Genomic DNA, 13,953 nt, shown 5'->3' on the forward strand with positions numbered 1-13,953 from the left:
GTTCACATCCCTATGACGCGGGTCTGCGCGGCCACCGCCACCAGCGGGGTGCCGGTGGGCGCGCAGATGGCCTGGCTGCTCATCAGCAGCACCGGCTGGCCGGCGGCGAACACGCGCGTGGCCGCCACGATCCATTGCGCCGTCACGCAGGGCCCGTTGCCCTGCGGCGGCGAAAAGGCGCAGCCGGCCACCAGGTAGGGCGCCGCCTGCGTCGTCACCGGCTGGCCCGAGACCAGCACGCGCGGCACGGGGGCGCTGGGCGTGGCCTGGCCGCCGTGCGCGCACAGCACGGTGGCGCCGAGGTGGAGGAGGGGGCCGGACATGCTGTTGCCTCTAGACGATGGTGAGGGCGCCGGCGTTGATGGTGACCGTGGGACCGGTCATCACGATGGACGCGCCCTTGCCGTTCTGGATGTAGATGCCGGTGTCGTTGACGATCAAGGTGGCGCCGGTCGCGCTCTTGAGCATGATCCCGCCGCTGGGCCCGGGCAGGTCGCTGATGGTCAGGCCGTTCTGCAGCGGTGTCTGCAGGGTGATGGCCTGCACCGCCGGCGGCGTCAGCCGCGCCAGCGCCGGCACCTCGGCCGCGCTGCCCCAGAAGCAGCCGACCCAGATCGGGTGGTCGATGTCGCCCTGCTCGTACTCGATCCAGACGCCCGAGCCGATCATCGGCAGCGCGAACATGCCGTTCTGGATCCCGGCCACCGGCACGCAGGGCATGGCCCAGGTCGAGGGCATCACGCCACCGACGTCGGGCACCTGCACCATCAGCCGGCCCATCTGCATCGGATCGATGTTGTTGAGCACCATGCCGCGGTACTTGCCGTAGAACTTCTCGGGCACTGGATGGGCTCCTTCAGACGGGGACCTTGGGCGTGATCGACACCAGCCCGTTGCGCGTGAGTTCGAAGCTCTGCTTGAACTCGCCGCGCTTGAGGTTGCTGGTCACGCTGCTGACGTAGTACAGCCCGTCGTAGGCAATGCCCACGCCGCGCACGCCGACCAACCCGCGCGCCTTGAGCGGCCGGCCGTAGCGCAGCACGTCCAGCGTGCCGCTGCCGCTCACCGCGTCCTGCGACTTGGCCGCTTCCGCGAGCCCGGCCGAGATGGCACGCATTGGGCTCATCTTGGCGGTGTCCTTCATGAACTTGATGTTGGACAGCGGCGTGGGCAGCGCGCCCAGCGGCGGCTGCAGCGGGTTCAGGTTGGGAATCGGAATCGGGATCGGGACGCGCGTGAGCTGGTTCTGGATGAACACGACGGGCAGCACGCCCTTCTCGGGATCGAAGGTGAAGCTGAGCGACTCGACGTTGGTCAGCGCGTCCATGTCCACGTTCAGCGCCGGCTGCGGCACGCCGATCTTGAGTTCGGGGCCGAAGTAGGCGATGTTGGTGCCTGGCGTCGGCCCCGGCTCGACGTAGAACACATAGCCCACCTGGCGCGCCAGCTCCTGGATGTAGGCCAGGTCGGTGCCCTGCTGCGCCGGGATCTTGTCGATCGGGATCTGCACATCGGGGAAGAGCACCGGGATGATCATGGGGATGAGGCCGAAGGGCGCGTACTTGGCGCACAGCAGCGCCACGCGCCCCTCCACCGGCACGGCCGGGAAGGGCAGGCCGCTCCAGTCCTGCTTGTCCATGGCCTTGGTCACGTCCTCGCCGGTCACGACCAGGCTGCCGGGTTGCCCCTGGCTGCCGGGCTGAACCTGCACATTGGTCATCACGCCGTCGAACAGCGGCTGCGCCTGGCCGTTGAGCGTCATCACCAGCAGCACGCGCAGCGCCGGCGTGAAGGGCGTCGAGTTGACGCCGGCCAAAAGGAAGATGGTGTTGAGTTCCGAGCGCGCGGTGATCGAGAACTTGAGCTGGAAGCCGCTCGCGCTGCCGGTGGCGGTGCGCACCTCGACGCTCTCGAGTGCGTCCGTCACCACCCGCGGCACCGGGATCGGCACGATGGGGCCGATCATCAGGCTGAGCTGGATGCCCTTAGCGAACATCTCCGGCTCCAGGTGCGGGCACGCCCTCGGGCAGCGTGATGGCCAGTTGGCGGCCGACTTCGGCCACCAGCGCCTCGGGCAGCATCGCGCCGTTGGCGTCGGCCAGGCGCCAGTTCTGCTCGGCTGCACCCAGGTGCTGCGCGGAAAGGTTGTCGAGCCGGTCGCCGGCCACGACGGTGGCGGTGGCAATCCGCGCGAAGTTCTCCGGCGGCGGCAGGAAGCGCCGCGTGACGAACACCATCTGTCGGCCGTCCGGCAAGGTGGCCTGCGCGATCGGCAGGCCGTGGTAGCGGCTGTCCGGAGCGAAGGCCGGCTGCGCCAGGCCGTTGGCCTGCATGAAGGCCTGGATCGGATCGACCATCACGAAATCCCCCCGATGCCGAGCGTGGAGAAGGACACCGGCTGCACCTTTGCGGCCAGCCTCTCCTTGCCCTGCAGATAGGTCATGAACAAGGACCCGCCCTTGGACGAGAAGCCCAGGTCGTCCACCGACAGCACGCGCAGGCTGAACGAGACCTTGGCGCGGATCGGGTTCAGCGCCGGGTCGAAAGCCTCCTCGGTGATCGAGAAGTCGGCCAGCTTCACCGGGACGATGCGGCTCTTGCCCCAGACGAAGAGGAGCAGCGGCGCCAGCATGGGCGCGATCTCCAGCGTGCCCGAACTCGCCTGGCTGTCCACCCGCTGCAACTGCGCCGCGCTGGGATGCGACAGCGACTCCAGCACCGCCAGTTGCGGCGCGATCCCGTGGGCCGTGGCGCTGGCGTTCTGGTCCGGGAACTCGAGCTGGTCCGTGGCGTCGATGTCGGCCTCGAAGCTGATGGTCTCCACGGCAGGCCCCTTGAAGCGCGTGGGCTCGGTGCGGTCGGTGCCTTCGCCGCCAACCGACTGGGCCTGGAGCTTGCGCGTCAGCGAGTCGGCGTTGTATTGCAGCGAGATCACGCGCTGCACCTGGGCCGATTCCGGGTCGACCAGGACCAGGCCGCCCTTGATCAGCTTGGGGGAGTTCGGGGTCGTGCTCATGGCGTGGGCGCCTCCGGCGGCGTGAAGCTCGACTTCGCGTGGAAGGCGGGATCGGACTCGGGCCGCGTGAAGTGGTTGTGCGGCGACGCGTCCAGGCTTGCGTGGTGCAGGTAGGCGATCACGCGCGTGGCGGTGACCCGTAGCTTGGTGTTGCCGGCGGCGTCGTGCTGGCGCTCCTGCGTCCACTCGTATTTGGCCGGGTTGTTGAGCGAGCCACGTGCCTTTGTGGCCAGCTCGGCCAGGGTCGGCAGCACCTTGGAGTCGATGTCGTAGGTCATGGTGCCCCCGTCGGGCATGCTGCCCTTCAGCTTGTACAGGCGCTTGCGCGCACCCTTGCCCGTGGGCTCGACGATGGTCGACGTGAACTCGCCGGCCTTGAAGCCGGGCGCGACCCCGCCGGGCATCGCGCGCTGCGCGGCCAGGAATTCGCTGGCGTCGGCCGGTTCGAAGCCTTCCTCCGTGAAGTCGTGGCGGTACAGGCGCTGCCCCTGCTGGCCATAGGTGGTGTTGAGCCTGGCCTCGGCCTCGGGACGTGGGTCGTCCTTGACCAGCCGCGCCGCCAGCGCGTTGCGCTGGTCGTCGGACAGGTGGCCATACAGGCGCTTCATGTCAGGCAGCAACTCGGCCGCGGTGAACTTCGCCTCCCCGGGGTGCTGGAACAGCGGCCCCGAGAAGCCTTCGAAGCTGCGCCCCTTGGCGACGGCAGCGCTGCGGTCCGCCTCGTGTTGCTTCTGCGCGGCTGCGATGTCGGACTTGCGCTTGGCCAATGCCTTGGCGCGGGCCTGCTGGGCCGCCAGGAGATCCTTGCCCTTGAGGTTCTTGTCGATGGCGGGGGGCTCGGGGAACTGGGCCTCGAGCTTCGCCTTGAAGGCGGCATCGCCGCGCGCGAACTCGGCGCCGGCGCGATCGGCGAGCTCGGGATCGGTGCCGTAGGTCTGCTCGTGCGTGGGCGCGATCACCGTTCCGCGCCCGCCGAAGGCCTCGTCCAGCAGGTCCAGCATCTCGCCATTGCGCCCAAGGTCGCAGCCCTTGATGCGCACCACCGTGTAGGCGTCCACCTGCGGGCCGACTTTCGCCAGTGCCGAGTTGCCCTCTGTCGGGTGCAGGGCCTTGCGCAGTTCGGTGGCGTTGAGCTTGCGGTCCGGATCGCTCGGGTTCAGGCCGAACATCAGCGTGCCGTCCTCGTTGGCATGCGAGACCAGGTACAGGTTGCCGATGGGTGCCTTGATTTTGTTGGCGACGTGAAGCAGCACGTCGGCCAAGCTGCGCTTGTCGATCACGATGATCGCCTTCGGTCGGTGCGCCTTGAAGAAGCCCAGTGCGTCGCGGTAGAAGGTGTCGCCCTGCGTGTCGCCCATGATGAACACGTAGTCCTGGCGCGGCGGGCCGGGGGCCTGCTGTGGTTCGAACGCCGGGGGCGCCTTCACCTCCGGCTCGTCGGCCTTGGCCCGGCGCAGGCTGCGCTGGCCGGCCAGCGCCGACTTGCGCCCGCCGACGAACTTCTGGTCGAAGAAGTCGCGCAGCGTGTCCTCTTCGTCGCCCTGGAAGTCGCTGTCGAGCTCGTTCGGGTTGATCGCCGCGAAGATCGCGGTGAGGTCGGCCGGCGGCGCGTCCAGCAGCAGCGCCAGGATGCCGCGCTCGTCGTCGTTGCCTGTGTAGCCGGACTGCATCTCCTGGATGAGCAGGATCTTCTGTTGCGCGCTGAGCTGCGTGAAGGGCGCCTGCTTGTTCTTCCACAGCCGCACGATGCGGCGGGCCTTGTCGTCGCTGTCGTTGTTGTCCTCGATCTTGCCCGGCCCGTGGGTCGCGAGGTAGCTCTCCAGCGTAGGCACGGCGAAGTCGTCGGTCTCGAAATCGTCGAGATCCTTCGCGCTGAGGAGCTCGCGCTGCATGAGTTCGTTGCCGTCGCCCTGCTGCACCACGTGGGCCAGCTCGTGCGCCAGCAGGTGGCGGCCGGCCGGCGTGGCCGGCTCGTACTGGCCGAGATTGAACACCAGGTCCTCGCCCACGGTGTAGGCGCGCGCGCCCACGGATTGCGCCGAGGCGGCGGCTTGCGCGTCGGCGTGGATGCGCACGCTGCCGAAGTCGTGGCCGAAGCGCGACTCCATGAATTGCCGCGTCGCCGGCTCCAGCGGCGCGCCGCCTTCGGCCAGAGTGGATTGCACCGCGGCGGCCGCGGCCGGGCTGCTCTCGCGCGCGCCGGGCGCTTGCGCGGGTTGCTGCGCTTCGCGCGCGACGTCGATCTGCGGGCCCAGCGGGTTGGGCTTGCCTGGGTTGAAGTGCTGGTAGAGCCGCACCAGGTCGAGGTTCAGCGTGAAGCGCACGTCCTGCCTGCCCGCCTGCAGGTCGGGCATGGCGGGGGTCTGCGCCATCACGCTGCCGCCCGGCTCGATCAGCGGGTAGGGCGAGATGCCGTTCCTGAAGCCACCTGACAGGTTGATGCCGTCGCTGAAGAGGCCCAGCTGGACCTGCATCGCCGACAAGGAAGGCAGCGCCGAACCCTTGGTATCGATCCGGCCGCTGCTGTCGAACTTGAGGCTGGAGAGATGCGTGTTCAGCACGCCGTCGTTGAAGGCCTCCAGCAGCGAGGTGGCGTCCAGGCCGAAGTCGAATTCGAAGCGCGTCTGCGCGCTGTCCAGGATGCGGTAGGTGAAGGTCTTGACCGGGAACTGCGGCACGAGGCCGGGCAGCATCGCGAGGTTGAAGTCGTCGAAGTTGCGGCGCATGGCCGGGTTCACCATCGCCATGCTCCAGAGGAAGGCGTAGTTGGCGCCCAAGAACACCGGCACGCCCACGCTCAGTTCCGCCGGCTGACGCATGAAGTCGGCCGCCAGCTTCTCGGTGAAGACGCCGAAGGCCGGGTTGTTCTCGCCCAGATTGGCAGCAACCACGCCCAGGCCTTCGCCGGCCGGGTCGGGCGCTTCCTTCTTGCGCTCCTCGTCCTCGCGCTGCACCGTCGGCGCGCGCAGCGGCGTCAGCGCGGGCTGGGTGCCGCCCTGCATCACGCGGTCGGCGGCCTGGTCGGCTTCCTGCTCGTGGCGGTCGCCCGGTGCGCCGATGGACAGCTTGGGTTGCAGCCAGGCAGAGGCCGGCGCGGTCGTCGACGCGACAGGTGCGGGGCCGCGGGGGGCGCGTGAACGGGTCATGGGCAAGCCCTGTTCAGCACGTCGATCATCCAGTTGGCCACGGCGATGTCGGTGCGGCGCGAGTTGATCTCGTCGACCACCCAGTCGCCGGCCTCGTTGAAGGCAGTGCGAAACGCCCGCGTGCCACGGCCGTGCTGCTGCTGCAGTTCGCGCGTGTGGACCGAGTGGATCTGCTCGTGCGCCAGCGTCAGCCTCTCTTCCAGCGGACCGCAGGGCCCGGCCACCGGCGCCACCCGCACCGTCCCGCTCGAGTCCGTGGTGCCCGCCGTCACGAGGCTGCTGCCGGCGGCGGCGGCGCGGGCCTCGATGCAGGCTTCGACCTGCGCGCCGGTGGTGTTGCCCGGGTCGGCACCGCAGGCGGTGTACTCGCCGATGAAGAAGTTGGCGTCCTGGATCTCGGACTGCAGCCGCGGGATGCAGCTGCAGAAGGCGGTGGTGATGTCCAGCAGGGCGCGGTCGGGGAAGTCGGCGATCAGCAGCGCCGCGTCGCCTGGGTTGCCCTCGGCCTGCAGTTCTTCCACCACGTAGGTCACGGTGACGGCGCCGAGCCGGCCGTCCTGCGCCAGGCCGTGCGAGGCCTGCCAGCGTGCCACGCCGAGCGCGAGGTCGCGGTCCGACACGGCCGGAAAGCGCGATACGCCGATCACGTCGCGGATCACCGCCAGCGAGTACGGGTCGCTGAACTGGCGTTGGTTGAAGCGGATCGCGTCCTCGATGTCGCGCTCGCTCATCGGGCGCTCCGTCGGTGCGGCCACCTGCGGCCCGATCGCCAGGTCGCACTGCACCAGCGGTGTGGTGGCCGACTGCTGCACCACGTGGGTCAGCTCGTGCGCCAGCAGTTGCCGGCCGCCGCGGCTCTGGGGCGCGAAGCGACCCGGCGCGAAGGCGATGTGCTCGCCCACGGTCCAGGCGTTGGCGCCCAGCGCCTGGGCCGAGCGCGCGGCTGCTTCGTCGGCATGGATGCGCACGCGCGAGAAATCGTGGCCGAAGCGTTGCTCGAAGTCCTGCCGCAGTGGCGCGTCGAGCGCACGGCCGCTGCTTGCCAGTACCTGGTCCACGCTGTCCGGCGCGGTATCCGATTGCTGCGCGCTCGCGGCGGGCGCGCTGGCGCGCTGCACGCGGGGTGGGCTGGCGAGCTGCGGGCGCGTGAGCTGGTCGGCCACACGGTCGGCCTCTTCCTCCAGCGGATCGTGGGCCGCGCCCACGGCCAGCTTCGCTTGCAGGCCCAGCGCCTTCTTGCGCTCGCACTCGCTGCAGTGGCCGGTGAGGCCCGCCGAGCCGCCGCAGGCGCACTTGCGCTGCAGCCAGCGATGCTTGCCACCGACTTGCGTGCGTTCGGCGCCGGATGTGCGTGCGGCGAGGGCGGCGGTCATGGCGCACCTGCCTTGCTGCCAGCCGGGCTCGCGGGGCCGCCCGCGATGCGCATGGCCACGGCGCGGCCTAGGGCCGCGGCGCCGGCGTCGTGGGGCAGCCGGACCTTCTCGGCCTGCAGCCCATGGGCGTTGCCTTGCGTGACCAGCGGGCTGCCGCCGACGGCCAGCAGCGTGCGCAGCTCGGCCTGCAGCGCGTCGGAGACGGCCGCGGCATCGGCGCGCTCCACCCCGCGCGTGGGCCGCGATTTGGCGCAGCACGGCCTGCTGGGCCTCGGGCAGCACCAGGTCGGACCAGCGCGCGCGCCTGTCGATGCGCTGGGCCAGGCCAGGCATGCCATGGGCGGGGCCGCGGCTGGCCTCGTGCAGCGAAGCGGCGTTGGCGGCTGCGTCGTCGCCGCTTGCCTGCGCGGCGATCTGCGCGATGCGGCGCGCGCCCAAGCGGTACTGCGTGGCCAGCGTGTCGACCACCGGCCCCAGTGCCGCGGCCTTGTCGGCCAGCGCGGCCTGCCAGAGCTGCAGCCGTTCGGGCGCCTCGGGTCGCGCGATGTTCTGGCGCAGTTGCGGCGTGTCGCCCAGCGCCAATTCGTGGCCGCTGACGAAGACCAGGCCGCTCAGGCGTTCCAGCAGGCGCGCCACGGTTGCTTGCGCCTCGCGCTCCTCGCAGTGGATCAACAGCCCGCAGCCCAGCAGCGCAGCCTCGCGCAACCACAGCGCTGCGAAAGCGGCCTGCTCGACGGCGGCCGTCGGTACGTCGGTCGCACGCAATCGATACAGGCCGGCGCCCAGTCCGCCCGCGACCGCCGCGGCCACGTCGTGCTGGCCGGGGGCATCGTCACCGTCGAGCACGATGGCGGGCAGGCGACTGGTGGCGCCGCGCAGCCGGGCCAGCAGTTGCGCGACCGCGGCCTGCTGGTCCCGGCCCATGGCGCCGGCCGGCGGGTGCGGCTGCAGCAGCGGCTGCAGGCGGTGGTCCAGCGCGTTCAGCCCGGCGATGAAGTGCAGCACGCGCTCTTCCAGGCGCAGCCTGGCGCCGGCGATGCCGGTGCTCTCGTCGACCTCCAGCAGGCGCCAGCGGCGCAGCGGCTCGTTCGGCGCGATGGCGCTCCAGTGTGGCTGCGGCAGTACCGCCAGCGCGAGGCCGAAGCTGGCCCACGGCCGATGCGGCGGGCCGCCGCCCTGGGCGCACAGGGTGGCGATGCGCGCGTCCATCTCGACGCCGGCCACCAAAAGCAGGAGGTCGCGCTCGAAGGCGCTGAGCGCGAACAGCGCCGCCAGCGTGTCGATGGCGGCCGGTGCCGGCATGGCGGCGCGCAGCGCGGCGGCCTCGGTTTCCGCCGCGGCTGCGTCGCGCGCACCGTCGCCCAAAAGGGCCGCCAGCCGCGCGAACTCCGCCACCAGCAGGCGCTGGTTGGCGTCGCTCCAGGCGAGCAGGCGGTCGGGCGCGTTCACGTGATCTCCACCGTCCGGTCCAGGAAGCGCGGCAGTTCCGGCGGCTCGAAGTCCATGTCGATGATCGGGCTGTCGATGTCGTCGATGCGCAGGCGCGCCAGATGCACGCCGACCGGCGCGTCGGGGATCACGAAGACCAGCGAATTCGGCGTGGCGCCTGCCGTCTGCGGCAGCACCTCCGCCGCGCCCAGCACCAGCACCGCGCGCTGGCCTTCGTGCAGGTCGGGCGTGAACTGGATCGAGACGCTGGCCGAGCCGTTGCCCGCGCGCGCCACGGTCTGCGGCAGGTTGGTGATGCGCGGCGCCAGCGTCAGCAGCAGCGCGTTGGACTCGTGCAGCCGGTCCTCGCCCTGCGCATCGGGCCGCGTCAGGCGCACGCTCACGCGGTACACGCCGGCCGGTAGCGCGGCCTGCTGGCCGGCCAGCGAGAAGGCGGCCACGGTGGCGGCGGGGCGGTCCGGCGCGGGGGCGAGCACCGGCAGCATCTGCGCGATGTCGAAGCGGTCGTTCCGCAGCCAGGCTTCGCGGTCGTCGCCGTCGAGCAGGCTGCCCTGCAGGGCCACGGTGTCACCGATGGCTGCCGCCGGCTGGCGCAGCGGCGGCACGGCGCGCACCAGCACCGGCACGCTGGGCAGCAGGCTGGGCTGCACGGCGATGCCGGTCTCGCGGCCCGTGTCTTCGTCGATGCGGCCGCGCGTGAGCACCGGCAGCGGCGTGCGGGCCGGGCGCAGGGCCTGGATCAGCACCACCGAGGCGCTGTAGGCCATGCTGGGGCGCAAGTGGCTTTGCGTGGCGGTCCAGAGCTTGGACATCTCCTCGTTGTTCAGGTGCTGTGGCGTGATCTTGATCAGCTCCACCTGCTCGGCCAGGCCCGATTCGGACAGCGCGCGCAGTGCCGGCGGCAAGGTGGCGCCGGTGGCGGGCGAGGGGTTGAGCGCCGTGCGGATGGCCTCGCGCGTGAGCACCGGCATCTCGTGCAGCAACTGCATGGCGTAGCCCAGGAGGATTTCGGCATGCAGGTCCCCGGCGCTGTAGGCCGACAGCAGGTAGTGCAGGTCGAGCGCCAGCGGCGGGTTCGTGAGCCGCGCACGGCCGGCGCCGTCGCGCGAGGGCAGGGCCTCGTTGCGCCAGCCGGCGTTGGGCGTCACACCGTACAGGAACAGGTTGAGCTGCGAGGCCTCGGTGCCGCCGGTGGGCACCACACGGTCGGGCGCCAGCAGGCTGACCGTCACGCTGGAGCCCAGCACGCCGCTGACGTTGCCGTTGACCAGCCCGTCGTTGAGCAGGTCGCGCAGCACGGCACTGACGCCGGCGATGGCCAGGGCTGTGCTCATGTCTTGCTCCTCGCGGCGAGGTAGGCGTCCAGCGATACGGGTTGCGTGCGCTCGCGCGGGCGGGCCTTGGGGCGGGGCGCTTCGTGCAAGGCCGTCACGTCGATGCGGCCGATGTGGATGTGGACCTCGGTCTCTTGGCTGGCGGCGGCCTGCGGCGCCGGCCGGAGGGCGAACTCTGCCGGGCCCCGCACCGTTGGGGCCAGGGGCGCGGCGTGGCCTGCGGTGCTTGGCTGCGGCGGCAGCAACGGCGCGGGTTCCTCGCGGCGTGGCGGGGGCGTTGACTGCGGCCGGGCGGGTGTGAGCAAGGACGCCATGATGGGCATGGCAGCGGCCGGAACAGCGGGCGCGCCGGGTGGCTGCGCGGGCGTCGTCGTGGCCACCGGCGTGCGCGTCGCCGCTGACTGGCGGGTTATGGGCATCGGCGCCTTCGGCGCCGCAGCCTCGGCCTCCACGGGCTGCGCGCGCCCGGCCTGAGCGGCGACGGCGGGCGATTGCACGAGTGGTGGCACGGCTTGCTCTGACCCGGCCGTGGCGAGCGAAGCTGGCTCGGGCGGCCGGGGCCGCGCGGGCACGCGGGTCTTGGACACAGCCGCTTCCATCAGCGGCGGCGCCGTGTCGTCCTGCGGCCGGTCGAGGCCATTTGCGCCGAACGGCAAGCGCACGTCCGAGCGCACTGTCCAAGCGTTGCCGGCGGCGCGCTGGGCCAGGCGGTGCAGCAGGCCCGTCATGCCGCCCCCACCATGGCCAGGTAGCTAGCCCGCCGCGTCGGCGTCAGCGCCAGGATCTGCGCCTCGCTCCAACCGTAGGCGCTGGCCAGATGGTGCACCTCGCGCAGCAGCACCAGCGCGCGTGCCTCGATCTCTTCCCACAGCAGCTGCCCGGCGTCCAACTGCACCAGGTCCGCATGGCCGCAGGCCACGCACTGCAAGGCCAGCGCCAGGTCGGCTTGCGGGTCCAGCGCGTCCAGCCCTTCTTCGACGGCCCGCAGCGCCGCCTCATCCAACCGCGCGGCATCGCCGGCCAGGGTGCAGCGTGCGAGTACCTGGCGCGCGGCGCGTTCGGCATCCGCGTCGGCCGCCACGGCCGCCAAGTCGCGCAGGCTGGGCGCGCGCACGCGCAGGCCGGCGACCTCGGCCTCGCGCGGGGCCAGGTCGTCGTCCTGGGCAGGGGCGAGCAACTCCCGCGCGTCCAGCGCAAAGGCCAGGCGCTGGCCGCATCGCGGGCAGTCGGCATGGCCGTCGATGCGCGGGCCGAAGCAGGCCGCGCGCAGTTGCAGCAAGCTGGCGTTGACCGCACCCAGCGGCAGGTCGGCGATGGCCTCGGCCGGCCAGTCCGGGCGGGCCGCGGCGGCCAGCAGCGCGCTGCGGTCGAGCGCGTGGCGGCTGGCGCCACGCTCCCACAGCGACAGCAGTTCAGAGCCGGCCAGCGCGCGCATCGCCACCTTCCGCACCGGGTCGTCGTTCAGGCAGGTTCGTTGAAGGTGGGCTCGGCCGGTTCGACCACGTCGTAGTCGCGCTCCCAGCCCTCGTTCTCGAGCTTCAGGGTCTGGATCGCGACGGCGTTGGCGTTGGCGTCCAGGTCCGGCAGCGCCTGGTACTCCGACACCCAACAGCGGAACACCTTGTAGGCGATGGCGAGCTGGCCGGCCTCGTTGTAGACCTCGATGATCAGGTCCTTGCGAAAGTTCGCCAGCGAAACCTCGGCGCCCAGCCCGGAGCCGAAGTTCCAGACCTTGTTGGCCCAGCGCTCGAACTCGACGTCGTGCGTGACGCCGCGCTCCAGCGTGATGGCCTCGAACTTGGTGCGGCCCGGGGACTTGCGCGTGGAAGACGGATCGCCCCCCTCGCGATGCTCCACCGGCTCGGTGCTGCGCTTGAGCGCGCCGACCTTGGAGATCCCGGCCACGTAACGGCCGTCCCACTTGACGCGGAATTTGAAGTTCTTGTAAGGGTCGAAGCGGGTGGCGTTGACGCTGAACTGTGCCATGTCGTTCTTCCTCGATCAGGTTGGGATCTGGCCGGCCATCTGCTGGATCTTGATGACCACGAACTCGGCCGGTTTCAGCGGCGCAAAGCCAACGACCACGTTCAGCACGCCCAGGTTGATGTCGGCCTGCGTGGTGGTCTGGCTGTCGCACTTGACGAAGTAGGCGTCGCGCGCCGAGGCGCCCTGGAACGCACCCTGGCGGAACAGCCCCTGCATGAAAGCGCCGAGGTTCAGGCGCACCTGCGCCCACAGCGGCTCGTCGTTGGGCTCGAACACCACCCATTGCGTGCCGCGGTACAGGCTTTCTTCGAGGAACAGCGCGAGTCGGCGCACCGGCACGTACTTGTATTCGTCGGCGCTGACGTCGGCGCCGCGCAGGGTGCGCGCGCCCCAGACCACGCGGCCGTTCACACCCATCGAGCGCAGGCAGTTGATGCCCAGCGGATTGAGTTGGCCGTTCTGCAGGTCGTTCAGATTGATCTGCAGGTCCTGCACGCCGTTGAGCGCCGCGTCGAGCCCGGCCGGCGCCTTCCAGACGCCGCGCGCCACGTCGGTGCGCGCCATGATGCCGGCCACCGCGCCGCCGGGCATGAAGGTGTCGACACGGCTGTCGCGCAGCGGGTCGACCATGCGCAGGCACGGGAAGTACAGCGCGGCATTGCGCGCACCGGGGCCGCTGAGGTTGAGCCCGGTGCGGCCGGTCTGCGCATTGGTGACGGCGCTCGCCGCCGGCACGGCCCAGCCTGGATCGGGGTCGACGACCAGCATGGCGCGGCGCTCCACGCACAGCGCCAGCGCTGCCTGCCAGACGTTGGCCGGCACCGGGGTGTAGGTGGACGGCAGGGTGGTGGTGTTGCGCGCCAGCGGCGGGATCACAAGCAGGTTGAACAGGTCGGCATGGGCCAGTGCATGGATGCCGGTGCGGCCGGCGGCATTGCCCAGCAGGTCCTCGGCGCGCAGCGGGGGGCCGTCGTTGCCGCCGGCGGCGTCGATCCATGTGATGGTGGTGGGCGTGACGGTGGAGGTGGGCCGCGCCGCCGGCACCGCGCCCAGCGCCCGCACCAGCGTGGATTCGCGCTCCAGCACCAGCGGCAGGTAGCGCGGGTCGCCGGCGGTGGTGGACACCGCGCCGATGGTCTCGAACACGAAGTCGTCGCGGCCCGGCCGCACGCGGTAGCGCAGGCGCAGGTTGAAGCGCGTGGTGTCGGCGGCTGGCAGGCCGCTGTCGGTGCCATGGTCCACTGCGGCCGACAGCCGGCCACCCCAGGCGCCCAGGCTTGCCGCCGTCAGCACCAGGTTGTCGCCGCCAGCCGGCAGCGTGAGGGTGGCGGCCGAGGCCGGGGCTGGGGCCGGGGCTGGGGCTGGGGCCGGGGCTGGGGCCGTGCCGACGAGTCGCACCACCAGCGCCAGCGCGCCGCCGTTCAGGTAGAAGTCGCGCACCGAATAGGACATGGGACAGTCCGCGACCAGGCCGCCGAACCGGCGCTCGTAGTCAGCGAAGCTCGTCAGCATCACGGGTTCGTCGGTGGGGCCGGAGGCGGCCCGCCCGACGAAGGCCGTGATCGAGGTGGCCACACCGGTCAGGGTGCGCACGCCACTGGGCACTTCTTCCACGTAAACGCCTGGGTAACTCAGGGCACTGGGCATAC

The 13,953-nt window shown here is 71.2% G+C and carries 12 protein-coding genes; all 12 read right to left on the bottom strand.

Translation table 11 applies throughout. The features are described 5' to 3' along the window. Positions 1-2: 2 nt before the first annotated feature. From ACSQ9A_RS29795 to ACSQ9A_RS29850, 12 genes are read right to left on the bottom strand one after another with little or no spacing between them, the layout of a single operon-like run. On the bottom strand, positions 3-323 hold the full coding sequence (locus ACSQ9A_RS29795; RefSeq protein ID WP_436306523.1) for a hypothetical protein: 321 nt from the start codon (positions 321-323) through the stop codon (positions 3-5). Between the two features lie 10 nt (positions 324-333). Then, complete coding sequence (locus ACSQ9A_RS29800; RefSeq protein ID WP_436306524.1) at positions 334-843, bottom strand: phage baseplate assembly protein V; 510 nt, start codon at positions 841-843, stop codon at positions 334-336. A gap of 13 nt (positions 844-856) precedes the next feature. Further along, complete coding sequence (locus tag ACSQ9A_RS29805) at positions 857-1,996, bottom strand: hypothetical protein (protein WP_436306525.1); 1,140 nt, start codon at positions 1,994-1,996, stop codon at positions 857-859. Next, positions 1,986-2,357: a LysM domain-containing protein gene (locus tag ACSQ9A_RS29810; protein ID WP_436306526.1), complete on the bottom strand. Its 372-nt coding sequence runs from the start codon at positions 2,355-2,357 to the stop codon at positions 1,986-1,988. The genes ACSQ9A_RS29805 and ACSQ9A_RS29810 overlap by 11 nt, the downstream gene beginning before the upstream one ends. Continuing rightward, a complete protein-coding gene (locus ACSQ9A_RS29815) occupies positions 2,357-3,016 on the bottom strand; it encodes a CIS tube protein (RefSeq protein ID WP_436306527.1) in 660 nt (219 codons plus the stop codon). Before ACSQ9A_RS29815 ends, ACSQ9A_RS29810 begins: the two co-directional genes overlap by 1 nt. Then, complete coding sequence (locus ACSQ9A_RS29820) at positions 3,013-6,162, bottom strand: eCIS core domain-containing protein (protein ID WP_436306528.1); 3,150 nt, start codon at positions 6,160-6,162, stop codon at positions 3,013-3,015. Before ACSQ9A_RS29820 ends, ACSQ9A_RS29815 begins: the two co-directional genes overlap by 4 nt. After that, entirely contained in the window at positions 6,159-8,984 is a 2,826-nt protein-coding gene (locus tag ACSQ9A_RS29825) for an eCIS core domain-containing protein (protein ID WP_436306529.1), read from the bottom strand. The genes ACSQ9A_RS29820 and ACSQ9A_RS29825 overlap by 4 nt, the downstream gene beginning before the upstream one ends. Then, entirely contained in the window at positions 8,981-10,318 is a 1,338-nt protein-coding gene (locus ACSQ9A_RS29830; RefSeq protein WP_436306530.1) for a Pvc16 family protein, read from the bottom strand. The genes ACSQ9A_RS29825 and ACSQ9A_RS29830 overlap by 4 nt, the downstream gene beginning before the upstream one ends. Then, entirely contained in the window at positions 10,315-11,046 is a 732-nt protein-coding gene (locus tag ACSQ9A_RS29835; protein WP_436306531.1) for a hypothetical protein, read from the bottom strand. The genes ACSQ9A_RS29830 and ACSQ9A_RS29835 overlap by 4 nt, the downstream gene beginning before the upstream one ends. Next, the gene (locus ACSQ9A_RS29840) at positions 11,043-11,753 is read right to left on the bottom strand and encodes a hypothetical protein (RefSeq protein WP_436306532.1); all 711 of its coding nucleotides are present in this window, start codon (positions 11,751-11,753) and stop codon (positions 11,043-11,045) included. Before ACSQ9A_RS29840 ends, ACSQ9A_RS29835 begins: the two co-directional genes overlap by 4 nt. Positions 11,754-11,779: 26 nt before the next feature. Next, complete coding sequence (locus ACSQ9A_RS29845) at positions 11,780-12,304, bottom strand: phage tail protein (protein WP_093103603.1); 525 nt, start codon at positions 12,302-12,304, stop codon at positions 11,780-11,782. Positions 12,305-12,319: 15 nt separating this feature from the next. Beyond that, complete coding sequence (locus ACSQ9A_RS29850; protein WP_436306533.1) at positions 12,320-13,951, bottom strand: phage tail sheath family protein; 1,632 nt, start codon at positions 13,949-13,951, stop codon at positions 12,320-12,322. Between the last annotated feature and the right edge of the window lie 2 nt (positions 13,952-13,953).

It is taken from the genome of Variovorax sp. LjRoot290 (assembly GCF_964253985.1).
Lineage (GTDB): Bacteria > Pseudomonadota > Gammaproteobacteria > Burkholderiales > Burkholderiaceae_C > Variovorax.

Bases quoted from the DNA above. Each gene is read 5' to 3' on its own strand.
- ACSQ9A_RS29850 (WP_436306533.1), bottom strand. From the start codon at position 13,951: ATGCCCAGTGCCCTGAGTTACCCAGGCGTTTACGTGGAAGAAGTGCCC.
- ACSQ9A_RS29795 (WP_436306523.1), bottom strand. From the start codon at position 323: ATGTCCGGCCCCCTCCTCCACCTCGGCGCCACCGTGCTGTGCGCGCAC.
- ACSQ9A_RS29845 (WP_093103603.1), bottom strand. From the start codon at position 12,304: ATGGCACAGTTCAGCGTCAACGCCACCCGCTTCGACCCTTACAAGAAC.
- ACSQ9A_RS29830 (WP_436306530.1), bottom strand. From the start codon at position 10,318: ATGAGCACAGCCCTGGCCATCGCCGGCGTCAGTGCCGTGCTGCGCGAC.
- ACSQ9A_RS29805 (WP_436306525.1), bottom strand. From the start codon at position 1,996: ATGTTCGCTAAGGGCATCCAGCTCAGCCTGATGATCGGCCCCATCGTG.
- ACSQ9A_RS29840 (WP_436306532.1), bottom strand. From the start codon at position 11,753: ATGCGCGCGCTGGCCGGCTCTGAACTGCTGTCGCTGTGGGAGCGTGGC.
- ACSQ9A_RS29835 (WP_436306531.1), bottom strand. From the start codon at position 11,046: ATGACGGGCCTGCTGCACCGCCTGGCCCAGCGCGCCGCCGGCAACGCT.
- ACSQ9A_RS29820 (WP_436306528.1), bottom strand. From the start codon at position 6,162: ATGACCCGTTCACGCGCCCCCCGCGGCCCCGCACCTGTCGCGTCGACG.
- ACSQ9A_RS29810 (WP_436306526.1), bottom strand. From the start codon at position 2,357: ATGGTCGATCCGATCCAGGCCTTCATGCAGGCCAACGGCCTGGCGCAG.
- ACSQ9A_RS29815 (WP_436306527.1), bottom strand. From the start codon at position 3,016: ATGAGCACGACCCCGAACTCCCCCAAGCTGATCAAGGGCGGCCTGGTC.